21 protein-coding genes and 1 pseudogene are annotated in these 25997 nt (G+C 61.2%); 14 read left to right on the forward strand and 8 right to left on the reverse strand.

Translation table 11 applies throughout. From position 1 onward, the window contains the following. Positions 1 to 18 precede the first annotated feature (18 nt). From SIC14_RS18380 to selD, 3 genes are all read left to right on the forward strand, one after another. The gene (locus tag SIC14_RS18380; RefSeq protein WP_412563360.1) at positions 19 to 2685 is read left to right on the forward strand and encodes a molybdopterin-dependent oxidoreductase; all 2667 of its coding nucleotides are present in this window, start codon (positions 19 to 21) and stop codon (positions 2683 to 2685) included. A gap of 106 nt (positions 2686 to 2791) precedes the next feature. After that, positions 2792 to 4174, forward strand: a complete 1383-nt coding sequence (gene cysG, locus SIC14_RS18385) for a siroheme synthase CysG (RefSeq protein WP_412563361.1) — start codon at positions 2792 to 2794, stop codon at positions 4172 to 4174. Between the two features lie 86 nt (positions 4175 to 4260). Beyond that, positions 4261 to 6432 (forward strand): selenide, water dikinase SelD, encoded by a 2172-nt coding sequence (gene selD / locus SIC14_RS18390; protein WP_412563362.1) that lies wholly within the window; start codon positions 4261 to 4263, stop codon positions 6430 to 6432. Here selD and mnmH read toward each other — a convergent pair. Continuing rightward, positions 6429 to 7484 (reverse strand): tRNA 2-selenouridine(34) synthase MnmH, encoded by a 1056-nt coding sequence (gene mnmH / locus SIC14_RS18395; RefSeq protein ID WP_412563363.1) that lies wholly within the window; start codon positions 7482 to 7484, stop codon positions 6429 to 6431. The two genes, selD and mnmH, sit on opposite strands and share 4 nt — an antisense overlap. 202 nt (positions 7485 to 7686) lie before the next feature. Here mnmH and SIC14_RS18400 point away from each other — a divergent pair, with 202 nt between their 5' ends. From SIC14_RS18400 to SIC14_RS18430, 7 genes are all read left to right on the forward strand, one after another. After that, a complete protein-coding gene (locus SIC14_RS18400) occupies positions 7687 to 7869 on the forward strand; it encodes a hypothetical protein (protein ID WP_412563364.1) in 183 nt (60 codons plus the stop codon). Between the two features lie 11 nt (positions 7870 to 7880). Further along, positions 7881 to 8039 (forward strand): hemin uptake protein HemP, encoded by a 159-nt coding sequence (hemP, locus tag SIC14_RS18405; protein ID WP_412565895.1) that lies wholly within the window; start codon positions 7881 to 7883, stop codon positions 8037 to 8039. Positions 8040 to 8048: 9 nt separating this feature from the next. Continuing rightward, the gene (locus SIC14_RS18410; protein WP_412563365.1) at positions 8049 to 8576 is read left to right on the forward strand and encodes a hypothetical protein; all 528 of its coding nucleotides are present in this window, start codon (positions 8049 to 8051) and stop codon (positions 8574 to 8576) included. Between the two features lie 31 nt (positions 8577 to 8607). Further along, on the forward strand, positions 8608 to 9873 hold the full coding sequence (locus SIC14_RS18415; protein WP_412563366.1) for an imelysin family protein: 1266 nt from the start codon (positions 8608 to 8610) through the stop codon (positions 9871 to 9873). Between the two features lie 107 nt (positions 9874 to 9980). Next, positions 9981 to 11510 (forward strand): di-heme oxidoredictase family protein, encoded by a 1530-nt coding sequence (locus tag SIC14_RS18420; protein WP_412563367.1) that lies wholly within the window; start codon positions 9981 to 9983, stop codon positions 11508 to 11510. Between the two features lie 13 nt (positions 11511 to 11523). Continuing rightward, complete coding sequence (locus SIC14_RS18425) at positions 11524 to 12552, forward strand: imelysin family protein (RefSeq protein ID WP_412563368.1); 1029 nt, start codon at positions 11524 to 11526, stop codon at positions 12550 to 12552. Between the two features lie 52 nt (positions 12553 to 12604). Next, positions 12605 to 13639, forward strand: a complete 1035-nt coding sequence (locus SIC14_RS18430) for a DUF1513 domain-containing protein (protein ID WP_412563369.1) — start codon at positions 12605 to 12607, stop codon at positions 13637 to 13639. A gap of 47 nt (positions 13640 to 13686) precedes the next feature. Here the strand turns inward: SIC14_RS18430 and SIC14_RS18435 are convergent, their stop codons facing one another. The 3 genes and pseudogenes from SIC14_RS18435 to dctP all read right to left on the reverse strand — a co-directional run. Continuing rightward, on the reverse strand, positions 13687 to 15087 hold the full coding sequence (locus tag SIC14_RS18435; protein WP_412563370.1) for a TRAP transporter large permease: 1401 nt from the start codon (positions 15085 to 15087) through the stop codon (positions 13687 to 13689). After that, entirely contained in the window at positions 15087 to 15737 is a 651-nt protein-coding gene (locus tag SIC14_RS18440) for a TRAP transporter small permease subunit (protein WP_412563371.1), read from the reverse strand. The genes SIC14_RS18435 and SIC14_RS18440 overlap by 1 nt, the downstream gene beginning before the upstream one ends. Before the next feature lie 110 nt (positions 15738 to 15847). Beyond that, positions 15848 to 16732: pseudogene (gene dctP / locus SIC14_RS18445) on the reverse strand (TRAP transporter substrate-binding protein DctP); the annotation flags it as partial. Between the two features lie 304 nt (positions 16733 to 17036). Here dctP and SIC14_RS18450 point away from each other — a divergent pair. Continuing rightward, complete coding sequence (locus SIC14_RS18450) at positions 17037 to 17399, forward strand: hypothetical protein (protein WP_412563372.1); 363 nt, start codon at positions 17037 to 17039, stop codon at positions 17397 to 17399. Positions 17400 to 17401: 2 nt separating this feature from the next. On the opposite strand, the gene SIC14_RS18455 is transcribed toward SIC14_RS18450, so the two are convergent. The 4 genes from SIC14_RS18455 to SIC14_RS18470 form a co-directional block, all read right to left on the reverse strand. After that, complete coding sequence (locus SIC14_RS18455; RefSeq protein ID WP_412563373.1) at positions 17402 to 18403, reverse strand: molybdopterin-binding protein; 1002 nt, start codon at positions 18401 to 18403, stop codon at positions 17402 to 17404. Between the two features lie 3 nt (positions 18404 to 18406). Further along, positions 18407 to 19372, reverse strand: coding sequence for an XdhC family protein (locus tag SIC14_RS18460; RefSeq protein ID WP_412563374.1), 966 nt, complete (start codon positions 19370 to 19372; stop codon positions 18407 to 18409). 67 nt (positions 19373 to 19439) lie between these two features. Then, complete coding sequence (locus SIC14_RS18465; RefSeq protein WP_412563375.1) at positions 19440 to 20702, reverse strand: vWA domain-containing protein; 1263 nt, start codon at positions 20700 to 20702, stop codon at positions 19440 to 19442. A gap of 14 nt (positions 20703 to 20716) precedes the next feature. Next, positions 20717 to 21625, reverse strand: coding sequence for an AAA family ATPase (locus SIC14_RS18470; protein WP_412563376.1), 909 nt, complete (start codon positions 21623 to 21625; stop codon positions 20717 to 20719). A 261-nt stretch (positions 21626 to 21886) separates the two neighbouring features. Here SIC14_RS18470 and SIC14_RS18475 point away from each other — a divergent pair, with 261 nt between their 5' ends. From SIC14_RS18475 to SIC14_RS18485, 3 genes are read left to right on the forward strand one after another with little or no spacing between them, the layout of a single operon-like run. Further along, on the forward strand, positions 21887 to 22918 hold the full coding sequence (locus tag SIC14_RS18475) for a glycosyltransferase family 2 protein (RefSeq protein ID WP_412563377.1): 1032 nt from the start codon (positions 21887 to 21889) through the stop codon (positions 22916 to 22918). After that, positions 22915 to 23589: a hypothetical protein gene (locus SIC14_RS18480; protein ID WP_412563378.1), complete on the forward strand. Its 675-nt coding sequence runs from the start codon at positions 22915 to 22917 to the stop codon at positions 23587 to 23589. The genes SIC14_RS18475 and SIC14_RS18480 overlap by 4 nt, the downstream gene beginning before the upstream one ends. Further along, positions 23589 to 25994, forward strand: coding sequence for a glycosyltransferase family 2 protein (locus SIC14_RS18485; RefSeq protein ID WP_412563379.1), 2406 nt, complete (start codon positions 23589 to 23591; stop codon positions 25992 to 25994). Before SIC14_RS18480 ends, SIC14_RS18485 begins: the two co-directional genes overlap by 1 nt. Positions 25995 to 25997: the final 3 nt, after the last annotated feature.

The raw sequence follows: 25997 nt of genomic DNA on the forward strand, positions 1-25997 counted from the left end.
CCAGAACACCGAGTCGTCATGTCACAGCCCGATACATTGCCATCCGCCTCTCCTGGCAAAACGGTAAAAACCACCTGCCCGTACTGCGGTGTGGGCTGTGGTGTCCTTGCAACCGTCACGCACAGGGCCACCGGCCCCGAGGTCACTGTCAAAGGTGACCCCGACCATCCCGCAAATCTGGGCCGCCTGTGTTCCAAAGGTTCTGCCCTGGCAGAAACGCTCTCACTTGAAGGGCGCCTCCTTCACCCCACACTCAATGGCATGGCCACCGATTGGGACACTGCCCTGTCCCAGGTCGCCAAAACGTTCAAACAGACCATCCAAAACCACGGTCCCGACAGCGTGGCCTTCTACGTCTCCGGTCAATTGCTGACCGAGGACTACTATATCGCCAATAAGTTAATGAAAGGTTTCATCGGCTCGGCAAATATCGACACCAACTCGCGGCTTTGCATGGCCTCGTCTGTGGCGGGGCATAAGCGGGCGTTTGGAACGGACACGGTGCCGGGGCAGTATACGGATCTGGAGGCGGCCGATCTGGTCGTGCTGGTTGGCTCGAATCTGGCCTGGTGTCACCCGGTGCTCTATCAGCGCATCGCGGCGGCAAAATCGGCCCGTCCAAACATGAAGGTCATCAATATTGACCCGCGCTGCACCGCAACCAGCGATCTGGCCGACCTGCATTTGGCAATCAATCCGGGCAGTGATGTGGCGCTGTTTAACCACTTGTTGACCACTCTGTGCGAAAACGGTGCCGTGGATGCCCGATTCGTGGCAGATCATGTGGACGGCTTTGACGCTGCCCTGTCCGCCGCAAGGAACGATGATCCATCAGTCACCGGCCTAACAGAGGAGGAGATTGCCGCCTTCACCCGAGCGTGGGTCGAGACGGAGAAAGTTGTGACAATCTATAGCCAAGGGGTCAACCAATCGACATCTGGGGCTGATAAGGTGAATGCGATCCTGAATTGCCATCTGGCAACGGGGCGGATCGGTCGTGAAGGCATGGGACCTTTTTCGGTCACCGGCCAACCCAACGCCATGGGCGGGCGTGAGGTTGGTGGGCTGGCCAACATGCTGGCGTGCCATCTGGATCTGGAAAACGCAGGTCACCGGGCAACAGTGCGCGATTTCTGGCAGGCCCCTGCGTTGCCAGAAACGGCTGGCCTGAAAGCCGTCGATATGTTCCACGCCGTGGGCGATGGCAGGATCAAGGCGCTCTGGGTGATGTGCACCAATCCGGTGGTCTCCATGCCGGAGGCTGACCGTGTGAAAGAGGCCATTTCGGGCTGTGACTTTGTAGTGGTCTCCGACATGTATGGTGACACCGATACAGCTAAATTGGCGGATATCGTGTTGCCAGCCACCGGTTGGGGGGAAAAATTTGGCACTGTCACCAACTCCGAACGCTGCATTTCGCGGCAACGGAGTTTCCTCCGCAAACCCGGTGGCGCGCGGCATGATTGGGAGGTGTTGGCAGAGGTTGGGCGCCGAATGGGATGGCACGCCGCGTTTGATTACAAGACCCCCCCCGATATCCTGCGGGAATATGCTGCGCTTTCTGGCCTTGCCGCCGCCCATGGCAAAGATTTTGACATTTCGGCGCTGCATGACCTGTCAGACCCGCAATATGATCGCCTGCCACCGCAGCAGTGGCCCCTCAGCAAGGGCCGCAAGGGCGGACGGTTCTTCGCGGATGGCCGTTTTTACACCCCGAACGGTAAGGCGCGCATGTTGCCGTTACACCATCGCGCGCCTGCCGCAGCGCCAACAAAGGCCCATCCGTTTCTGCTCAACACCGGGCGGATCCGCGATCAATGGCACACCATGAGCCGTTCTGGCTTGACGCCGCGGCTCAGCCAGCATCTGGCAGAGCCCTATCTGGAAATCCACCCGGCGGATGCTATTGACCTTGGCCTCGCCGCTGCGGACTTGGCCGAGGTCTCCTCGCCGCACGGCAAGGCCATTTTGCGCGTCTTGCTCAGCCATAAAGTGCAACGGGGACAGGTGTTTGCACCGATGCACTGGACTGGTCAGTTTGCCTCACAGGGGCGGATCGACGCGCTTGTGGCGGCAGAGGTGGATCCGGTTTCGGGACAACCGGAATCCAAAGCAACGCCGGTGGCCATCAAAAAACTGCCGGCCCGTTGGTTTGGATATGCGGTCAGCCAGGTCAAACCCACCCCGGACAGCCCCTATTGGGCCCAGGCCCGGATCAACAATGGCTGGCAGGTGGAGTTGGCGGGGATGGAGTCCCCTTCGGATTGGCAATCCTTTGCGCAGCGCCTGTTTAACCGGCCGGAAATAAACGCACAAATCTTTGAGGACACCGCAGCGGGCCTGTTCCGGTATGCGGCCCATGAAAACGGGCGTCTCGCCGCCGCGCTGTTCATAGCCCCAACGCCTGTGGCGGTGTCCCGGCAACATGTCAGCGCGCAGCTCAGCCACACCGGCGCGGCCCCCTTGGCCGGGCGACCCGGTGCCGACCAACCAGATCCCGGGGCTACAATCTGTGCCTGTTTCAACGTGGGTGTGAACACATTGATGACGGCGATTTGTGAGCAGAACCTCCTTTCGGTTGAAGCCGTCGGGGATGTACTGAATGCTGGCACGAACTGCGGATCCTGCCGGCCGGAACTTGCGGCGCTTATTTCCTCGGCAACACGGCGGCAGGCGGCGGAATAACGGGCCATTGCCCTTTGCATCACTGTCAAACACCGTTAAATCACGGGGAAGCCCTCTTGCCAGACAGGGACGCTGTGCCTGTCTCCAGCCGCCTAGGACCACGCAGATGAAATTCTTCCCCATGTTTCTGAAAATGGCAGGTCGCCGCGTTGTCATCGCAGGCGGCGGGGAACAGGCGGCGCAGAAGGCGCGGCTGGTGCTAAAGACCGAGGCCGCCCTGACCCTCCTAGCGCCCGAATTGGAGGATGAACTGCAGGCAATGGTGGCCGAGGGACGTGCCGTTCACAACACGGGGCCAATCACCACAGACAGTTTCAGCGACGCCGCGCTGGTTTTCATCGCCACCGGATGCCCTGGGCTTGACGCAGCCCTCCATGCGGTCGCCAAAGCGGCAGGCGCTACCGTCAACGTGGTGGATCAGCCCGACCTCTGCGATGCCACAACCCCCTCGATCGTTGACCGTGACCCGGTTGTGCTCGCCATCGGCACTGAGGGCACGGCCCCGGTCCTGGCCCGACGGTTGAAAACCGATTTGGAGGTCATGCTGGACCCGCGACTGGGCAGTTTTGCCGCGCTGGCGGGCCGGTTGCGCGATGCGGTGGCAAAACGGGTGCCGCAACACAAACGGCGCAACTTCTGGCGCTGGACCTTTAACGAAGAGCCGTGGCAGGCCCACAAACGCGGCGCCGAACGTCAGGCCGCAGACCTGCTGAAACAGGCGATTGCCTCCGGCGGCGCGCCTCGGGCCTCGGACCTCGGGCAGATCAGCCTTGTGGGCGCCGGTCCCGGCGCGCGGGACCTCCTGACCCTGCGCGCGGTAGAGCGGCTGCAGGAAGCCGACATCATTTTCTACGACCGTCTGGTGGACCCAGAGGTGATGGAACTGGCCCGCCGCGATGCGGAACGGGTGTATGTTGGCAAGGTGCTTGGCACCACCCAATGGCCGCAACACCGCATCAATGAAGTGGTGCTGCGCGCGGCGCAACAGGGTCAGCGTGTGGTCAGGTTGAAATCCGGGGATCCGTCGATTTTCGGCCGCGCCGTGGAAGAACTTGAAACCGCCCGCGCCGCCGGTATTCCGGTCGAGATTGTGCCTGGCGTGACCGCCGCTTCGGCAGCAGCTGCAGCACTGACGCGCCCCCTCACCGCCCGCGGCGAAACCGACCGGGTGACGCTGACAACCGGCACATTGCGCCCCGGTGACAATCAACCGGACTGGGCCCAGATGGCGCTGCCGGGCTCTTTGCTGGTCCTTTATATGGCGGTGCACAAGGCGGATGAGGTGCAGGCAAACCTGCTGGAGGGCGGTCTGCCCGGCGACACCGAAGTTTCCGTGGTCGCCTCAGCCAGCCACCCGCATGAGAAGATCCTCGACTGTGCGCTGGATGAAATGGCCGAGGCAATCGCCGCTGAGGGCATCCAGAACCCCGCCGTTTTGATGATCCGCTGCCCGAAAGACATGGCGCAGGGCGACAGCAAACAAATGTGATCCCCCGCGCACGGTGGATCCGCGTCTTGCACTGGCCCTGACGGACGGTTCAGGCTAGCTCTTGTCCGGAACAGTGAGAGGCCGCGATGCAGACCCAGATCCCCCTGACCAAAGACGTTGTGCTGATCGGCGGCGGCCACACCCATGCGCTGGTGTTGCGCAAATGGGGGATGCGGCCTCTGCCCGGCGTGCGCCTCACCCTGATCAACCCCGGACCCACCGCGCCCTACACCGGCATGTTGCCCGGCCATATCGCAGGGCATTACAGCCGCGAGGATCTGGAAATTGATCTGGTCCGCCTTGCACGTTTTGCCGGTGCGCGGCTGATCCTGGGACGGGCCACCTGTTTGGACGCCGCCACGCGCCGAGTTGAGGTAGAGGGGCACGGACCTATTAACTATGACATCGCCTCATTGGATATCGGCATCACCTCGGACCTGCCGGATGTGGCCGGTTTCAGCGCCCATGCCGTGCCCGCCAAACCGCTGGATCGTTATGCCGCCCGTTGGGGGGCGTTCCTAGAGGAGGCGCGCCGCAAAGGCTCTGCCGGGCCGGTCCGTGTTATCGGCGGCGGCGTTGCCGGGGCGGAGCTGGCGATGGCGATGTCTCATGCGTTGGAGCAGGCCGTCGGACGGGCGGATGTAACTGTCATCGAAGCAACAGACAAGCTGACAGGAACCAGCGCCGCGACGAGGTTCGTGCTTGAGAAAACACTTCAAGAGCGTAGCATTACCCTCAGATTAAAAACGGAAATCTCGGAAATTCGAAGTGATTCAATCGTGCTCTCATCTGGTGAAACCCTAGTCTCCGATTTCACAATCGGCTCAGCGGGGGCAACGCCTCACAGCTGGCTGGCACAGACCGATCTGCCCCTGACGGAGGGCTACATCACCGTTGATGAAACCTTGCAGGTTGCAGGTCACGACAGCCTATTTGCCACTGGCGACTGTGCTCACATGCCTCACGCGCCACGACCAAAGGCCGGTGTGTTTGCGGTGCGGGCCGCGCCGGTATTGCTGGCCAATGTCGAAGCCAGCCTGACAGACAAAAAATTGACTAAGTTCAGGCCACAAGCGCATTACCTTAAACTGATTTCTCTGGGCACAAAGGCAGCGCTAGCGGAAAAATGGGGACGGCCCTTGGCGGGGGCCTGGCTGTGGCAATGGAAGGACCGCATTGACCGGGCCTTTATGGCGAAGTTTCAGGATCTGCCACAGATGGCGCAGGCCACAGCGCCTGTCGTTGCCGCAGAAGGTGTTGCGCAAGAGCTGGCCAGCGGCAAACCCATATGTGCCGGCTGTGGCTCCAAGGTGGGGCCCGGGGCGTTGTCCGCGGCGCTCCGCGATCTGAAACAGCCCCACCATCCCGACGTCTTGCAGGGTGCTGGGGATGATGCGGCAGTGTTGCAGATGGGCGGCGTGAAACAGGTGCTTTCCACCGATCATCTGAGGGCGTTCAGCCACGACCCCGCCCTGATGGCGCGGATTACAGCGGTGCATGCCCTGGGCGACATCTGGTCAATGGGCGCTCGTCCGCAGGCGGCGCTGGCGCAGCTCATTTTGCCGCGCATGTCAGACACGTTACAGCAACGCACCCTGACCGAAATCATGCGCCACGCAGGCGAGGTGTTCGCAGAGGCCGGCGCTGAAATTGTTGGGGGGCACACAACCTTGGGCGCCGAACTGACGGTTGGCTTCACCGTCACGGGCACCGCCGAAAATCCCATTGGCCTGAAGGGCGCTAAGGTGGGGGACGCCTTGATCCTGACCCGCCCCCTTGGCAGCGGCACGTTGCTGGCGGCGGAGATGCAAGGACGCGCGAGGGGCCGAGACATCGCCACCATGCTGCAGCAGATGGCGCAACCACAGGGCGCCGCCGCAGCTGCCCTCAGCGGCGCACATGCCATGACCGATGTCACAGGATTTGGCCTTGCCGGACACCTGAGCGAGATCTGCAAAGCCTCAAACGTTGGGGCGGAACTCTGGCTGGAAGAGCTTCCCCTTTACCGCGGTGCCGAGGCTCTGGCGGCGGCGGGTGTGACCTCCTCGCTGTATCCGGCGAACCTGGCCAATGCACCGGTGCAAAACGCACGCGGCCCGCGCGCCACCTTGCTGCACGATCCCCAAACAGCCGGCGGCCTGCTGGCAGCTGTTGATGCAACTATGGCAAGCAAGCTACTGAATAAAATCAAAGAAAATGGCCTAGGTGCAGCCCAGATCGGCGTCATTACCGACGGTAATGAAATGACCTGCCGTTAAGCGTTTGAAAGCTGCTTGAGCAGACGATCCGCCGCCACTTGCAGATCTTCAGCCGCCAGATCCGTCAGCGACAGCACCTCCAGCGGATCACTGGCGCGGCGGGAAGAGCGGCGATAGCTGGGGTCGTAATGCACCTCAACCAGCTCGGACGAGAGCGCGACGTGATCGCCGTTGCGGGCCATCATCTGCCAGCGCGCCACAGCCTCATGGCCATGAAACGGTGCGAGGTGGGACAGGCGGGCACAGAGCTCTTCCATATCTCCGATGACATCAACATAGGCCGCCGCCAGATAGCGGGCCCGGGCCGCCAGCGGCACCTCAAGGCGGAAATGATCTGCGCCAAGCATCGCCTGCCAGACCGACGGGGGAATGCGGATGCGGCCGATCTTGGCGCTCTCCGCTTCCACCAGTACGGGCCGCGCTGGATCCATTTTGGCCAGTGCCATTGCCAGCTGGCTCTCAAACGCCTTTTGGCTGGGCTGCCCGCCATCCCGCCCCCCAAGGAGCGATCCGCGATGATTGGCCAGCGCCTCCAGATCCAGCACCTGCGCACCCTGCTCTGCCAGAACGGCAAGCAGGTCGGTCTTGCCCGTCCCTGTGCCGCCATCAATCAGCACCAGCCGATGCGGCAAGGGCTGATCGTAGAGCATCTGCACCACCAACCGGCGGTAAGCCTTGTAGCCGCCGTCGATCAGGCTGACGCGCCAACCGATCTGCGCCAGGATCGAGGCAAAAGAGCCAGAGCGTTGGCCGCCTCGCCAGCAATAGACCAAGGGCCGCCATGCTCCTGAACGATCTGCCAGAGGGCCTTCGAGGTGTTTGGCCGCGTTGCGCGCCACCAGCGCTGCGCCAACTTTACGGGCCTTGAACGGGTCGTCTTGCACATAGATGGTGCCGACTTTGGCGCGTTCCGCATCGGAAAAAACCGGCAGGGAAATGGCGTCAGGCAGGTGATCCTCGGCATATTCGGCAGGGGCGCGCACGTCGATGATGTCATCGAAGCCAAGGGCCGCAATCTCTCGCAGCGAAGAAAATTTGACGCGGTCAACCATCTGGCCCCTCCTGCGATTTCTCCCCTATTCATAAGGCGTTGCGCGTCACAAGGCCAGCGCACAAACGCCGCGTTTCCGGCCTGCGCATTAATTGAGTAAAAAACTCAGATTGACGTTTCCGACTAAATTAGTCAGAAAACCTCCATCACATCCAGCCACCCGCATTTGCGGCAGCCCGATTCTGCAAACAGGAATTTCGACAATGAGAAACGCGCATTATCAGACGGCTGGACGTCATGCCTCCTCTGGGGACACCCAACGCACTGACCGCCCGCTGTTGCTGTCGATCCTTTCTGAAACCGGCCTTTTCGATGCCGGCCTTTCCGACAATTACTCCTTGGAGCGGCTCATCGACCGGCTTGATCAACGGGAAACCTTGGCATGACCACCATGAGAATGAACCAATCCGGCGCCTCTGAAATTGAGCTGCCGACCCTGCCCACACATCGCGCCGAAGACCTGACCGAAGGCGGCACCCAGGCGCTGATCGTGTTGAACGACCAGGTTTACAGCTTGCGCATCACCCGCGCTGGTAAACTGATCCTGACCAAGTGAGCTGAGCCGATGCGACAGAGCGATGCCAGCACAGACCGTCGGAAACCAACCTCCAAGCGCCCCAAAGGGGGGGCGCCGGTTGGGGTTCTTTCAGACCTTGATCCGGTGCCTGCCTCTGCGGTGATGTATCTGCGCCTCTGGTGTGAGGGCCACCGCGACCAGCTGCGGGCGGATCTGACCCCCGCGCTTGGTCCCGAGGTTGCAACCCGCATCGGACAGGAGTTCGACCACCTGTGCAGCCTGTGCATCCATCACGGCCGTCGCCGCATGTGCCGTCACCATCTGCAATGCAAATGCCTTGGCGCGGATGAAAGCTGTTTTGCCAACCTCGTCGATCTGGCGGCGGCGGGCGAAGATGCGGATGCGATGTTGATTGCCAGTCTGATGCTGCGCGCCGAACAAGTGCCGCTGTCAACGGCCTTGGCGCAATCGGTTGGGGCGGCGCTGAGCCGTGCCAAACACGAAGAAGACTTTGGGGATGATCACCTGACGGCCCATTCCGGCCAGATCTACCCGACACCGCAATTCACCCAATAATTTACAAACTCCCCAACAAGGACTGTTGATCATGAAAACCACCTTCCTGAGCACCTCTGTGCTGGCACTGACGCTGGGCAGCGCCGCTCTCGCCGAGGCCCCAAGCGCCCAAGCGGTTCTGGAAAACTACGCCAACATCGCTGAAGCGAAGTATCAGGACAGCCTGATCACCGCACAGGCGCTGCAGACTGCAGTTGATGCGCTGATCGCCACGCCTTCGGCAGAAAACCTGCAAGCGGCCAAAGACGCCTGGCTGGCGGCGCGTAAACCCTACCAGCAGACCGAGGTCTACCGTTTCGGCAATGCCATCGTTGACGACTGGGAAGGCAAGGTAAACGCATGGCCGTTGGACGAAGGTCTGATCGACTATGTGGACGCGTCTTACGGCCTGTCGGAAGAAAACGACTATGCTGCGCTGAACGTGGTGGCGACCCCGGTCTTCACCCTGTCGGGCACCGAAGTGGACGCCACCAACATCACCCCAGAGCTGCTGGAAGCCACCCTGCACGAAGCAGACGGTGTTGAGGCCAACGTCGCCACTGGCTATCACGCCATTGAATTCCTGCTTTGGGGCCAGGACCTGAACGGCCACGGCGCCGGCGCGGGCAACCGCCCCTGGACCGATTTCGCTGCGGGTGACGATTGTACCGGTGGCAACTGTGACCGTCGTGGGGGCTACCTGAAAGCGGCAACCGATCTGTTGGTTTCGGATCTTGAGTTCATGGCGGCCCAGTGGGCTGCGGGTGGCGAAGGTCGTGCAACCGTACTGGCCGATGATAACGCGGGTCTGGTTGCAATGCTGACCGGCATGGGCTCGCTGTCCTACGGTGAGCAGGCTGGTGAACGCATGCGCCTTGGCCTGATGCTGAACGATCCCGAGGAAGAGCATGATTGCTTCTCCGACAACACCCACAACAGCCACTACTACGATGGCCAGGGCATCCAGAACGTCTATCTGGGCAGCTACACCCGCATTGACGGCACCGTTGTGTCTGGCGCGTCGCTGAGCGATCTGGTGAAAGCCAAAGACGCTGCTCTGGACGCTGAGATGACTGGCAAACTGGAAGTGACCATGGCTGCTCTGGGCAAGATGAAAGAGGCTGCCGACAACGGTTTCGCTTATGACCAGATGCTGGAACGTGGCAACGCCGAAGGCGAAGCCCTGATCATGGGCGGTGTCAACGGTCTGGTGGATCAAACCAAATCCATCGAACGTGTTGTCGCCGCACTGGGCCTGAACCAGATGGAATTTGAAGGCTCCGACAGCCTGGATAACCCGTCCGCCGTGTTCAACTAAAGCCTCCAATACGACAAACCGGCCGCGGGGATCCCTCGCGGCCGGACTATGTTCATCCCCCCCGACATCCAGCCCCTCGGGCCAATTCCGAACCGGTGCCAGATCCCATGTCCCTCTCCCGCCTGATCCTGCCAGTTGCCCTGCCGGTTGCGCTAACCTTCACTGCCGCCCCGCTGGCGGCCGACCCGCTGTTGCATGAGCCGCATCTTGATCCCCTGCCCCGCACCAAGGCGGAAGCCGCGCGCATCAACGCGGTGCGCCAAGCCCCGACAGATTTCAACGCGGCCCAGCGGTTTGAGGCCAAGTCAGCAGGAGCCGGCACCGTTGCCCTCGCAGAGGGGGCTGCAATCTTTGCCCAGCCCGCGGCCAATCTGACTGAAACCTTGGATTTCGAACTGGGGCGTGCCCTGTTTGAGAAACTTTGGGTGGCGGCGCCGTCGTCGACCCGCGCCTCGGATGGGTTGGGGCCTGTGCACAATGCGCGGGCCTGCTCCGGCTGTCACATCAGTGACGGGCGCGGTCACGCGCCCCAAGGGCCCAGTGATGACGCCAAAAGCTTTGCGCTGAAACTCTCGGTTCCGGCAGATCTTGATGCCCGCACGGCAGAGATTGCGGATTGGATCGCCACCGCGCCCGAACCCAATTACGGCAGTCAGCTTCAGGATTTCGCCACTGCCAATATCGGTGCGGAGGCACGTCTTTCGGTCCGCTACACGCCTTATCCTGTGACGTTGGATGACGGCACGGTGGTAACCCTGCGTCGTCCCGAGGTCGCGCTGGAACAGATGGCCCATGGCCCTTTGCATAAGGAGGTGATGCTCAGCCCGCGTATCGCGCTGCCGATCAGCGGTCTGGGCCTGATTGAAGCCATTCCCGCTACCGACATTGTGGCCCAGGCAGATCCCCACGACAGCGATGGAGACGGGGTTTCCGGCCGCGCAGCTGTCGCTTGGTCGATTGAACATGACCAATGGATGCTGGGCCGGTTCGGTCACAAGGCGGGCCAGCCCACGTTGCGGCAACAGGTTGCGGCGGCGCTGAGCACCGATCTGGGACTTTCAACCCCGCTGCTTCCTGCCGCCTGGGGCGATTGCACCGTCACCCAAACCGCCTGCCGCAATGCGCCCCATGGCGACGGCGATGTGCGGGGCCATGAGGTCGACACAATCGCGCTGGATCTCATGACGCTTTACACCGCCAACCTCGGCGTGCCGGAACGGCGGCAGGTGGCGGCCCCACAGGTGCTGCGCGGCAAAGAGCTGTTTTATCAGGCGGGCTGCCAGGCCTGCCACACCCCGAACTTTGTCACCCACCGGCTGACTGATACCCCTGAACGGTCCTTCCAGTTGATCTGGCCCTACTCCGACTTCCTGCTGCATGACATGGGCGACGGTCTGGCCGACAGCCGCCCAGAAGGCATTGCCACACAGAAGGAATGGCGCACCCCACCGCTTTGGGGTATCGGTCTGGCCAAAGCGGCCTCGCCGGAGGCAGGCTTCCTGCACGACGGGCGTGCCCGCACCCTGTTAGAGGCGGTTCTTTGGCACGGTGGCGAAGCGGCGACGGCGCAGGCTCGGGTGCGCCAGATGGGCCAAGCTGACCGCGCAGCCTTGGTCGCCTTTTTGGAAAGTCTTTGAGAAAGATATTGTGATGCTGAGATCTGTTGTTGCCTTAAGCTGCGCGTTGCTCCCCCTGTCCTTCGGACTGCAGGCGGAAGAGGCCGATGCAGCCAAAACAGCCAAGATCGACGCCATCCTGACCCAACATGTGCTGCCAAACTTTGAAGACCTGGCACAGACCACCGCCACTCTTGCAACCGTCGCGCATGAGAACTGCTCGCCCGACAGTGAGGCATTGCAGATCGCCTATCACAACGCCTTTGATGCCTGGACCCGGGTCAGCCATCTGCGATTTGGACCAAGCGAAGTGAACAACCGAGCCTTTGCGCTGGCCTTCTGGCCGGATCCGCGTGGCAAAACCCCCAAGGCGCTGGCGCGTCTGCTGGCGGATCAGGACGTGGCGCTGCTGGCACCTGAGGCCTTTGAAGAACTCTCGATCGCGGCGCGTGGGTTCTATACGCTGGAATACCTGTTGTTTGAACCCCAGTTGCAGCAACCCGCCGCCTATGCCTGCGCCCTGGTCGAAGCTGGCACCGCCGATATCGCCCGTCTCAGCGCCCGTATCGCTGCAGATTGGCCCAACTACGCCGATCAGATGCGCCAAGCCGGTGGGGACAGTCCTTACCAAACGCAGGATGAAGTCACGCAGGAGTTTTTCAAAGCCCTGCTGACCGGCCTGCAGTTCACCACTGACATGCGCCTTGGCCGCCCCCTGGGCAGTTTTGACCGCCCCCGCCCAAAACGGGCCGAGGCACGGCGGTCCGCACGCGGCAGGCAAACCGTTGCTCTGGCGGTTGCAGAACTGGCGGAACTGGCGGCACTTTTGGCGGAGGATGACAGCAGCCTGGAACGGGAACTCGCCGGTGCTTTTGGTGAGGTCGCTGAAAACATCGACACGCTGGAATCGCCGGATCTTTCGCAGGTCAGCGACGCGTTGGGCTGGATGCAGGTTGATATGGTGCGCCTTGGGTTGCACGGCCGCATCGTCGAAGAACTGATGCCCCCGCTAGGGGAACAACTGGGCGTGCCGGCAGGCTTCAACGCACTGGACGGGGATTGAACCAATGCGGGCGTCGCGACGGGGGTTTTTGACAGGTCTTCTGGCAAGTAGCTTGACACCGCAGCTAACTTGGGCAGATGTCGGTGCGCCGCGTTTTCTGGCCGCCGCAAAAACGCCCGATGGCACGTTTCGCTTGTTTGGACTGGCACAGAACGGGGAAGCGCTGTTTGACCTGCCATTGCCCGGTCGCGGCCATGCGGCGGCGGCCCATCCCACCCGCCCCGAAGCGGTGGCCTTTGCCCGCAGACCCGGCACGTTTGCGCAGGTGATCAACTGCGCCAACGGCGCGGTCACGGCCACGCTCACCAGCCCAGAGGGGCGGCATTTCACCGGTCACGGGGCCTTTGATCTGGCCGGCGATCTGCTGCTGACGCCGGAAAACGACTATGAAAACGGCATGGGCTGTGTGGCAATCTGGGACCGCCGGCGGGGATACCGGCGCGTCGGCGATCTGCCTTCGGGTGGGATCGGACCGCATGAGATGTTGCGCCTGCCTGTGGGTCTGGACGGTGCCGAGCGGTTTGTGATCGCCAATGGCGGCATCGACACCCATCCTGAAAGCGGCCGCAGCCCACTGAATCTGCCAACGATGCGGGCCAATTTGACGCTTATGGACCTGAACGGCGGGTTGGAGGTGGTTGAGCTGGACAGCGCCCTGCGACTGAACTCGATCCGCCATCTGGCGGTGCGCCCCGACGGGCTTTTGGCGTTTGCAATGCAATGGCAGGGCGCGGACGGCACCCACCCGCCGCTTCTGGGGCTGATCCGCTGGGGCGAAGCGCCTCGGTTGGTGCAAGCCCCTGCCCCGCAGCACGCCGGCATGAAAAACTATGCGGGCTCTGTTGCTTTCAGTGGCGATGGGCGGCAGGTGGCCATCACCTCCCCACGTGGCAATGCGGTGCAACTGTTTGACGCCGCAACAGGCGCCTTCCTTCGACAGGTGGACGAGACGGACGTCTGTGGCCTGTCGGCACTGGAGGGTGGCTTTGTCCTCACCTCCGGCAAGGGCGTGATCCGCCACATCGGTGCCGAAGGCGCGCCGGCGCGGCATGATCTGGCCTTTGACAATCACCTGATTGCGGTCTGAACCACTGGCGGGCGTGGCCCGGGCTTACGCCCGAGCCTGTTTTCAGATCACACCAGACTGGGCAACCACAGCACAATTGCCGGGAAGGCCACCAGCAGTGCAATGGTGATCGCATCGGCGATGAAGAAGGGGGTGACCCCTTTGAACACGTCCTGCACAGACAGGTCATCACGAACACCTGCCACCACAAAACAGTTGAGGCCAATGGGTGGGGTGATCAGGCAGAACTCGGCCATTTTCACCACCAGAATGCCAAACCAGATCGCGCACATTGGACCGGACATGCCAAAGGTGCTGTCTGCGGCCGAAACAAACTCGCCCCCGTTGAGCGCCATAACAGCGGGATACACCACCGGCAGGGTCAGAAGGAGCATCCCGATGGCGTCCATGAACATGCCTAGCACCGCATAGGCCAAGAGGATCAGCACCAGCGTCAACATCGGGCTTTGCTCCAGTCCGGTGATCCAATCAGAAAACGCACCGGGCAGATCGGCAAAGCCAAGGAAGCGCACATAGATCAGCACGCCCCAAATGATGGTAAAGATCATTGCAGAGAGTTTGGCGGTTTCCAGCAGCGCATCTTTCAACTGTCCCCAACCCATGCCGCGCAGCAGTGCCATAAGGAAGACCACAAAAGCGCCCAAAGCGCCGCCCTCAGTCGGGGTGCCCCAGGCATCGCCGCCGAAGGGGTTGTAGATGAAGAAGATGATGATGAAGACCACAAAGAAGATCGGGAAGGCTGGCGGAAGAGAGGCAAAACGTTCTTTCCAGGTGAAGCCTTTCACCGGCGGGCCAAACTTGGGCAGGGTCAGCGCCAAGGTGACGATCAGCAGCCCGTAGATCAGCGCCGAAAACGCACCGGGGATGAAACCTGCCAGCAGCAGTTTGCCCACGTCCTGTTCCACAATAATGGCGTAGATCACCAGAATGGCCGAGGGCGGGATCAGCGAGGCGAGCGTGCCACCCGCCGCCACAACACCTGCGGCGAAACGTTTGTCATAGCCAATCTTCAGCATTTCCGGGATGGCGATCCGTGCAAAGACGGCGGAGGTGGCGACCGAGGCGCCAGAGACCGCCGCAAATCCCGCAGTGGCAAAGACGGTCGACACAGCCAAGCCGCCCGGCAACCAACCGACCCAGCGTTTGGCGGCCTCAAACAGCGCTTTGGTCAGACCGGCGTAATAGGCCAGATAGCCAATCAGGATGAAGGTCGGGATCAGCGACAACGCTTGACTGGACACTTTCGAGTGCGGCACCTGCCCGGCGGTTTTCACCGCAATCCCCAGCGCTTTGCCAAATCGGTCAGGGGCGTAGTCGAACTTGTTCCAGAAGAACCAGATCAGCCCCACCAAGCCGGCAACACCAGCGGCAAAGGCCACCCGCATTCCCAGCACGACCAAAAGCAGCAGGAAGCCGGAAACCCAGAGGCCAATTTCAATGCTTTCCATCATTGCGCCCCTTTTTCACGATCCGCGTCACCACTGACATGCAGCGCCTCTTCGGCGGCCTGCGCCGCCGCCGACAGCACCAATGGCACGGCCACGGGTTCCACCAGACCTTTCACAAAGGCGCGGCCATAGCCGACCAGCTGGATCGTTAGCCGCAGGCACAACACGGAAAACGCAACTGGGGCCAACAACTTGGCGGGCCAGATCGGGATGCCAATGTCGATGGAACTGTCACGGCTCCACAATGGGGCGGCGAAATCAAAGCTGCGATCGAAATGGGACCAGGTGCCCCAGACCAAAAGGACCATCAGCGCCAATGCCACCAATGTGGTCAGAAACTCTGCCGCCCAAAGCGCGCGGCCTTTCAATCGTCCCACCAGAATGTCCATGCGGATATGGCCACCGTCACGTTGAGTGAAGGCAATCCCCATAAAGGCAATCAAGGGCATGGCCTGTTCGATCCAGTCCACATAGCCCGGCAGGGGGGCGTTAAACAGGTTCCGGCCTGACACCGAAACCACCGCCAATAGCATCAGTGAAAAAACCGCCAGCCCGCTGACCAGCGCCAAGATGCGCTCAATCCGGTGCAATCCCCGATCCAGACGGCTCAGCGTTGAGACGTCTTCCAATACCGCAGCTGATCCAGCCATGGCCTCCCCCATCTTGTTTTATTGGCCCTGCCAACGCTCCCCCGCGTGACAGATGCAAAAGGACCGCCCGCCGCTAAGGGGGCGGTCCAATGTGTTCAACGTCGGTGGCTTTAGCTGCCGCGCTGTGCTTTCAGGGTCTCCATGACCAGATCATAAAGCTCTTGGGCCGGAATGCCCTGCGCGGTCATGTCGGCAATCCATTTGTCACGGATCGGACCAGCGGCCACGTCGCGGAACTTGGCGATCTCATCGTCCGAGAGCATCACCTTGGCGACGTTCTTCTCGGCCAGAACGGTGTCCCATTTGGACAGCAGTGCGCCGTAGTTGGCCAGGTAGTGCCCGATGGCTTCGTCGATCGAGCTGTCCAGCGCCTCGCGGTGGGCGTCCGACAGGCCGTCATAGGCGTCAATGTTGACCACAACCGGGCAGTTCACAGTGCCGGGGTTCAGGTTGGCGGTCCACCAGCTGGCCTGATCGATGGTGCGGTAGGCAAAATGGGCGTGCTGGGCGAAGGCCACAGTGTCCACAACACCGCTTTCCATTGCGTTATAGGCTTCGGTTGCCGTGACCGAGGTCGGCACAGCCCCAACGGCGCTGAAAGCTTGACCGATGCCGCCGGTTGCGCGTACCCGCATGCCTTCAAACTCGGCCAGTTCGTCACGCGCATCGCCAGTGCCAACAATGTTATACTGCGGCATAGGCGAGGTCATCAGCAGCTTGGCATTCCAGCGTGCCAGATCTTTCTGCACGGCGGGGTGGCCATAAACAGCGTGGCTGACGGCCACTTCTTCTTCTAGCGTGTTCACACCAAGGAACGGCAGTTCCAGCACGGTGATGGTCGGGTTCTTGTCGCGGTGATAACCCGCGCAGAACTGCGCCATTTCAAATGCGCCAATAGAGATACCATCCAGGTTTTCACGGTTCTTCGACAGGCCGCCGTAGGAGATGTTCAGGGTGAAATCGCCGCCGGTTTTCTCCGACACCAGCTCGGCCAGCGCCCCCCACCTGCCAAGACCCGCAGCCAAAAGCGCGACGTTAAGTGGGAATTTTTCCTGAATGATACACCGTACTTATACGGGAAACGCCATCCCTTGGCCTTGTATGAAGATGACCTTGACTTAAATCAAAGAGATTAACCCGCATCTGGAAAACACTTTAAAAATGCATGACCTTTTAGTTGTTTGTTTTTCAAGAACCGGATTCACCCGGCGGGCGGCGGCAGAATTTCAACGCCTTGTCCCCGCCGAGTTTGAAGAGATCCGTGAGCAGCGTCCCTTTCGGGGGCCGTTTTCCTATCTTATGGCACGCTGGAGCATCCTGCGCCGCCAGAGCCGCGCAATCCTGCCACCGTTCCATCAGGCGCAGGACTTTAAGGGTGTTTTGATCTGTACGCCCAACTGGGCCGGCGCGATGGCACCCCCGGTGCTGAGCTGGCTCCGGTGTCAGGAATCCCCCTTCCCGCCTTACGCCCTCTTGGTGACCCAAAGCGGCACGTCGGGTGGCTCGATTGTTGAGGAAGCACGGCAAGAAATTGGCCATGCGCCGGTGCACAGCCTGTTTTTGCGTGACGCCTACGTGGCAGACGGCAGCTACATGACGCAGCTACAGCCCTTTGCCCGCCACCTATCGCAACAGTTTCACGACCTGGCAGAGACACACTGAGCTTAGGATTGTCGCTTTGACCGCCGTGGCATCGGACGGGTCGGAATTTCCTTAAGCAGACCACCAACGCCCATTTCGGCAATGTCCTGCCCCGAGACGTCAATGCCGCAGGCCACACGGCTGAGCACCCAATCCGCCCCATTCAATGCCGGAGAGCGGGCACAGCCCGGCATGCCAATCACCGGACGTGCCCCCAGCTGGCCAAGGAACAACAGATTGCCGGGATCCACCGGCATACCAAACCGTTCCACCCGTCCGCCCGCCAGCCGCACCGCCTGCGGGGCGACATCATAGGCGTCCGATGTGGCCGAGGCAGTGAGGATCAGAGCCATATCGGCCTTGACCTCCTTCAGCGCCACACTCAGGTCAGCCTCGCGATGTGGGACCAGTTCGACCTCCTCCAACTCCATGCCCAGCGCCGCAATCCGATCCGCAATGGCTTGCTGGCCTTTCAACCCCGCGCCGCCCGGAATGTCGGTCACGATCAGCGCAGCGGTGCGATGGACCGGCGGGCGCAGACGCATCGCGCCCTTTGCCACTGCACAGGCCTTTTCGATATCGCGACTGCTGACACCGTAAGAAATCACCTTGACCGTGCCGACCATGCCGCCTTTGGTCATCTGCTGATAGGCAGGCACGGTTGCCAGCGTGATCATCGGTTCAATCGCGTTCATCGCCACCAGCGCGCGCTGGTTCAGCGACACCACACCGGGGCCATTGGCGGTGATATTCACCCGTCCGGTGAAGGCTTTGCTAAGGCTTAGCCCTGCCGCCTCGGGATCTGGAACAAGCGAATGTGCCAAGGCATCCGCTGCTGCATCTTCATGCATGTCGCCGGCTTCCAGCCGGGCAACGGTCACTTCCGCAACCTCCGCCGCGATCAGGGCCGCGACATGGCCCGCCTCTAACAGCAGCCCCTTGCGCAATTTCTGATCCGGCAGTTGCAGCGAATGGGCCAGAATGGCGCCCTCGGCGTCAGCACTTGGGACGGGTCCGAACTTCATGGCTCACCCTTTACGCAGAATGGCGGTGCATTCCGCCATGATCGACAGGGCAATCTCTGCCGGGCTTGCCGCGCCAATGTCCAGTCCAACGGGGCCGTGGATTTTACCAATCTCCTCAGCGCTGTAGCCCTTTTCGTCAAACCGTGCGACCCGTTTTGCGTGGGTCCGTTTTGACCCCAAAGCGCCGATATAGAACACATCCGACCGCAGCGCCTGTTCCAGCGCGGGGTCATCCAGTTTGGGATCATGGGTCAGCAATACCAGGGCGGTGCGACTGTCGAGCCCATAGCTAGCGACGCCTTCGTCGGGCCAGTCATGCAGGATGGTTTCGCCGGGAAACCGCGCCTCGGATCCGAAACTTTCGCGCGGGTCGATCAAGGTCGGGTCATAGCCCGCCAGCCGCGCCATCGGCACCAGCGCCTGCGCAATATGTACCGCGCCAACAATCAGCATGCGCAGCGGCGGATTATGGATCGCCACAAAGGTCTGGCCATCCTCCTCAAACCCCGACCGATCCATGCGGAACTGGTCGTCATACCCCTGATCGGTCAGGCTACGGGTGCCGGTTGCAAGATTTACCACATAGGCCGTGGGGCGACGTGCGGCGCGGGCAGCAACCAGATCTGACAGCATCGCCTCAGGCAGCACCTTGCCAACAGGTTCGACCAACACACGGATGGTGCCACCACAGGCCAGCCCCACCGCAAAGGCATCGCCATCGCTGATGCCATATTCCAACAGGCGGCTTTCGCCCGCCTCCAGCGCCTCCAGCGCTTCAACCACAACTGCACCTTCCACGCAGCCGCCGGAAACCGATCCTTCGATTTCCCCCTCTGACGAAATGGCCAATTGGCTGCCCACCCGTCGCGGTGCGCTGCCCCAGGTTTCCACCACCGTTGCCAGCACAGCCCCTTTGCCCTCGCGGTGCCAGCCCAGCGCGATTTCTGGAATGTTGTCAAAGCGGTCCATCAATTCTCTCCCTTAGCGGCAAGCAACCTAGCAGGCCGGCGCGGCTTGTCCATTGCTGACAGGTGTTTCAGGCCCCTTCCGCCATCATCCGCAACAACCGGTCTTTTTCACCGCGATCCTGCGCGTCTGAGATCGCCGCTGCCAGGGCTTCAAGCGAAGCGATGGAATGACCGGCGCGGAAGGCATCCACATGCGGCAACATCGCCTTTATCCCCTGTGCCTTGGGGGCAAAACCGTCCCAGCGCAAAAGCGGGTTGATCCAGATAAGACGACGTGAGGACAGGTGCAGCCGCTCCATCTCTTTACTGAGTGACGCCGCATCGCCGCGATCCAACCCGTCGGTGATCAGCAGGACCACCGCCCCCTGCCCCAGCACGCGGCGTGACCAGTCGCGATTGAACAGATGCAGACAATCGCCAATGCGGGTGCCGCCCTCCCAATCCTGCGCCTCGGCCCCCGCCAGCGCGAGGGCCTGATCCACGTCACGGCGCCGCAGATGGCGGGTGATATTGGTCAGCCGGGTGCCAAAGGTAAAGCCATGCACCTTGGCCCAGCCTGCCCCCTTTTCATTGGCGACCGCATGGAGAAAGTGCAAAACCATCCGGCTGTATTGCGACATGGAGCCTGAGATATCGCAAAGCACCACCAGATTGGGCCATCGGGTGCGCCGCTGTTTCATCGCCAGTTCATGCAGCTCGCCACCCCGCCGCATTGAGGCCCGGATGGTGCGCCGCCAGTCCAGCGCGTGGCCCGTCATGGCGGCTTGCACCCGGCGTGACCGGATCGGCTGCACCGGCAGTTTCAGCCGCGCAATCATGCGTTTGGCGGCAGCGATTTCATCAGTGCTCATCTGCTCGAAATCCAGCGTACGCAGTTTTTCCTGCACCGAGGTGGTCTGAGAGGCATCCACCTCGATCCGGACCTCATCCGCCTCGGGCAATTCCGGCAAATCGTCGGGTTGCTGCCCCTCCAGCAGCGCCTCTGCCGCGCGTTTTTCTGCGGCGCGGGCTTTGCGTTCGTCCTGCACACCACGTACGGCCGGCAGCATCATCGCCATCATATGTTCTAGATAGCGTGGGTCCCGCCAGTACAAACGGAACACCTGCGCAAACACCGCCCGCTGTTCGGGGCGGGTGACAAAACAGGCGTGTAACGTCCAGTAGAAATCTTCCTTGCGACTGAATCCCGCCGCCTCCACCGCGCGGATCGCATCAATCACCCGCCCCGGCCCAATCGCCAACCCCGCCTTGCGCAGGGCACGGGCGAAATGGATGATGTTATGGCTGAGCTTGGGATCCTCAGGCAGGTCCAGATCGGGCAGCTGGGTCATTGCATTGCCCCCAATTATGCCGGTTCCAACCTGGCCTTGGCCTCATCCAGAATGCGTTTCGCCTCTGAGCCTTGCAGGCGTTGAATGTCATCCTGATACTTCAGAACCGCCCCCAATGTGTCGGCAATCACCTCGGGGCTGAGGGTCAGCACGTCCAAAGCTAGCAGACATTTCGCCCAGTCGATGGTTTCAGCCACACCGGGTTTCTTGAACAGGTCTTCGGTGCGCAGGCGTTGAACAAAGGCAACCACCTCACGGCTGAGGGCTTCGGCGGCTTCGGGGGCGCGGGCCTGCAGGATTTCCACCTCACGGTCAAAGCCGGGGTAATCCACCCAATGGTAGAGGCAGCGCCGTTTCAGTGCGTCATGCACTTCGCGGGTGCGGTTGGAGGTCAGGATCACAATCGGCGGCTCGGGTGCTTTGATGGTGCCCAATTCGGGAATGGTGACCTGAAAATCGCTGAGCGCTTCTAGCAGAAAGGCCTCAAACGGCTCATCAGTGCGGTCAATCTCATCAATCAGCAAAACCGGCGCGCCGCCGTCCTGTGGGCGCATGGCCTGCAACAGCGGGCGTTCGATCAGGTAGTCTTCGGTGAACAGCTCATTTTTCAAGGCGTCACGGTCCGCGCCTCCCGCCGCCTCTGCAGTGCGGATGGCCACCATCTGTTCAGCAAAGTTCCATTCATAAACGGCCGAAGAAGCATCCAGCCCCTCATAACATTGCAGTCGGATCAACCGGCGGCCCAGCGCGGCGGCGATGGCTTTGGCAATCTCGGTCTTGCCGGTGCCCGCTTCGCCTTCCAAAAACAGGGGACGGCCCAGCTTCAGCGACAGAAACCCAACCGTAGCAAGGGCGCGGCTGCAGACATAGTCCTGACCGGCAAGCTGCTGTTGCAGATCCTCAATGGATGTGGCTGTGCGCATGAAAATCCTCCCTTGATCGGTAGAAGGGCAGCCCCGGCCCCGTAGGTCAAGCACGACGAAGGTCGCGTGCGGGTTTGCTGGCCTGTCCCACCGCGTTGCGGGGCTGCCGCAGGTCGAAAAGAGCGCCTGTCGAACAATTGACGCAATCTGCTGTGGATTGTAGGTAATTGGGAAACAACCGGCTAAACCATTAATGAAATCAGCCGTTTCGAGAGCAGAGAGCATACCCGTGAGCATTGCACAACCCAAAGGGGCCGGCAGATGCGTGTAACCGCAGTCACCTGCGTGAAAAACGAAGGTCCGTTTCTGTTGGAATGGATCGCCTTTAACCGGCTGATCGGCGTCACCGACCATCTGTTTTATTCCAATGATTGCGACGATGGCACTGACCGCCTGCTGGATGCTTTGGCCGCGCGTGGCTTGGTGCAGCACCTGCCCAATCCGGCTGAGGGGCGCAATTACCAGATGGAGGCGCTGAAACACGCCGCCAAACAGGACATCGTGACCGAGGCCGATTGGGTCTGGGTGGCGGATGTGGACGAGTTTTTGAACATCCATGTGGGCGACAATACGATCCCCGCGCTGATCGAGGCCTGTGGCAACCCACAGGCAATCTCGGTCAATTTCCAGTTCTTTGCCAATGATGACGTCGAAGGGTTTGAGGACCGCCCCGTCATCGGGCAGTTCACCCGATCGCATAATCCCGACCTTTGGGGCGGTGAATCCGCGATTGAGGTGAAATCCCTGATGCGGCACGATTTTCCGCTGAAATACTTCGGCGCCCACCGCCCGTTTTTCCGCGAAAAACTGCCCCCGAAGAAACGCCCCAGCTGGACGGATGGGTCGGGACGCGCGGTGCAACACAAGTTTCTGGTCGCCGCCAACCCCCGCCGCATCCGCAAGTTTCCCGCCCAAGGCGCCCGCGCCTTTGCCACGTTGAACCACTATCCGCTGCGCTCGCTTGACAGTTATCTGGTCAAGAATGACCGTGGCGACGTGAACCGTGAAAATCGGGCGTTTGATGACACCTACTGGCGCGAACGCAACGATCCCGCTTACCAAGACGTCTCGATTCAGCGGTATCTGCCGAAACTGGAAAAGGCGCTGGCGGAGCTGAAATCGGATCCTGTAATCAAAGCCCTGCATGACGAAGCCTGCGCGCTGCACCGCGCTAAACGTGATGATCTGCTGACCAGGTCGGCCTATCAGGACATGCGGGATCAACTGCTTAATGCCTCGAAGTTGCCGCCCGAAGAAGAGGCAATGATCGCCCGGCTGGGGCTGGAGGCATGAGCCGGTTGCGCCTGATCAATCTAGGCCTGCCCAAATCCGGCACCACCACCTTGGCGCGGGCTCTGCGCCGTGCCTCGCTGGAGACGGCGGACCATCGGATCAAACCGGCGCAGATCCCCGATGAGGCCCGTCACAACGCCTTTGTTGGGCAGCTGATGTATGACGGTTATTTCTCCACTGGCGACCCGCTGGCCCTGATGCCGGAATTTGTGGCCTTCAGCGAAATCAACGCCCTGCGTAATGGGCTGTCGCTGTGGCCGCAGATGGATTTCGGGGTGATTTATGCCATCCGGCAAAACCACCCCAGCGCCGTTTTTGTGCAGACCTGGCGCCCGGCCGAGGCCATTTCGGGCTCGATGCAGCGCTGGTCCAACCTCGGCGATACGCGACTGCCCAAAAACGATCTGCCTGGCCTGCCGCTGGGCTATGGTGGGTCCCATGCGGAACGGGTGCGCTGGATTGAGGCGCATGATCGCCATCTAGATCAGATCTTTCGTGGCAGCGATGTGTTTTTACGGCTGGATGTGGCGGCGCCGGATGCCCGCGAACAGCTGTCGGATTTCATCGACCACCCGATCAAATGGTGGGGCCACGCCAATCGCAGCCGTCCGCTGGACACCGCGACAGCCGCCCAAAACGACACCCCGAATGACACGACGGAGGCGCTGTGATGCAGATCTACCTGCACATCGGCTTGGAACAGGTGGGCGCGGCCCGCATTCAGCAGGTGCTGGCCGACAAGCGCGAGCAGCTGGAAGGCAAAGGCATTCTGTTCCCGCGCTCTGCCGGGGCCAAAAACCACACCCGCCTTTATATGGCGGTGACCGATCCCGATCACGTCGACACGCTGCGGTTCAACCGGGGCCATACGGCACCGGATCGCCAGAAGGCGCTGTTCACCGCCGTGCAGCAATCGATTGTGCGCGATGCAGCCACCACTCGACCGGACAAGCTGATCCTCTCGGCCAGCCAGCTGGGGGCCTCATTGGCGCGTCGGTCGGAACTGGAGCGACTGAAGGCGCTGCTGGCACCGCTTGAGGCCGAAGTTAAGATCGTCGCCCATATCGACGAACAGGCCCGGCTGCTGGCGCGGCGCTACGCAGCGCAGGTCATGGAAGGCCGCGCCACCTCGCTTGAGCGCGAGATGGATATGGCCGGCAGCACGGATTGGTGGGACGACGCCTTGTTGGACGGGCATAAGATCGTGCCGGAACATGGCGAATTTCTGGAAATCCAGCACCCGCCCTTCTGGCTGGACTACCCGCGTCTGCAATCGGAATGGGAAGCGGTGTTTGGCGACGGATCGGTGACCTTCCGCCCCTATGACGCGGAGCTGTTCTATTCCGAAGCGGTCACCGATGAAATCCGCGCCATGTTCGAAATTGATCAGGCCATCGGACGCGCCAATGCAGAGGCGATCCCAGAGGAGCCCTCGGCTGCCTGGTTGACCCGTGGGCGCCAGATGAATGCGCTGTTCCTCAAGCTTTTGAAAGACAACAACAAGCTGATCAACCGCCAGCTCTGGCGCAAGTTCATGCAGGAGATGGAAGTTGGCGGCGAGCCGATTGATCCGGCCAGCCTGAACGCCATTTCCAAAGGCTTCAGCAAGACCAATACGGCGCTACGCAAGGCCCATCCGGCGCTGACCGTGGCCAGCCTCAAACCCGGCCGTAAAAAGGCCGATTGGCAAGAAGCGGATCCGACCAAAGGGTTCCGCGCCACGCAATACCTGCTGTCTTTCCTGCACCGCATCAACAAAGCCACGCGCGAAGAGCGCGACACCCGCGCGGCAGAACTGGCGGCGTTGAACGGCGCGGCCCCACCCGCCGCAGAACCCGTCCCCGGCCCCAGGGCGACGCCGGAAGACAGCGCCAAAGTGCTTGCCAACGGCCTCACCGCCGCAGCGGCCGAGCTCATGCCGGACCTGGCGGTGCAAAACTTTGAGAAACTCAAAACCTCGTCCTTCAAGCCGCACAATGATCTGGGCACCGTGGATGAGGCGACGCTGGGGCCGGCCTACACCCCAATTAAGCCGCGCAAGCTGCCTGCGGGCAACAGTGGCAATGTCATCGTCGGCTGCATGAAAAACGAAGCCCCCTACATTGTTGAATGGGTCGCCTATCACCGCGCGATGGGGGTCGATAATTTCCTGATCTACACCAATGACTGTTCTGACGGGACCAGCGAGATCCTCGACCGGCTGCAGGCCTTGGGTGTTTTGCAACACCGCAACAACGACAACTGGAAGGGCAACTCACCGCAGCAATACGCGCTGAACCAATCGCTGAAAGAGCCGGTGATGCAAAACGCCGAATGGATTGCCCATGTTGATGTGGACGAATTCATCAACGTGCGCTGTGGCAATGGCACACTGCAGGATTTCTTTGAGCAGGTGCCTGACGCGACCAATGTGGCGATGACCTGGCGGCTGTTTGGCCACAACGGCGTGACCGCGCTGGCGGATGATTTTGTGATTGGTCAGTTTGATCATGCCGCCCCCAAGTTCTGCCCCAAGCCACACACGGTCTGGGGCTTCAAGACCATGTTCAAAAACATTGGAGCTTACGAAAAGATCTCGTGTCACCGGCCCAACAAACTGGAGGACGGGTTCAAGTCCAAGGTCAAATGGGTCAATGGCTCTGGCAAGGACATGACCAAAGAGGCTGCCGAAAAAGGTTGGCGCAGCTCGAAGAAGTCGATCGGCTACGATTTGATCCAGCTGAACCACTACGCCCTGCGCAGCGCCGAAAGCTATCTGGTCAAACGCCAGCGCGGTCGCGCGTTGCATGTGGATCGCTCCATCGGGTTGAACTACTGGATCCGCATGGACTGGTCCGATTTCCAGGACGTAACCATCCAGCGCAACTTGCCCCGTCTGCGGGCCGAGTTTGCCCGTTTGATGGAGGATGACACCCTAAGGCACTGGCATGAAAAGGGCTTTGCCTGGCATCAGGCCAAGGCGGCAGAACTGCACGGGATGGATGAATTCGAAGACCTCTATCAGCAGGCGGTGAAGCTGAAGCTGAATGAGGTTGAACGGGTCGCCTACGCGCTGGCGCTGGATATGGAAAGCTAAGCC

This window comes from Thalassobius sp. MITS945101 (assembly GCF_047123305.1).
Taxonomy (GTDB): Bacteria; Pseudomonadota; Alphaproteobacteria; order Rhodobacterales; family Rhodobacteraceae; genus Thalassobius.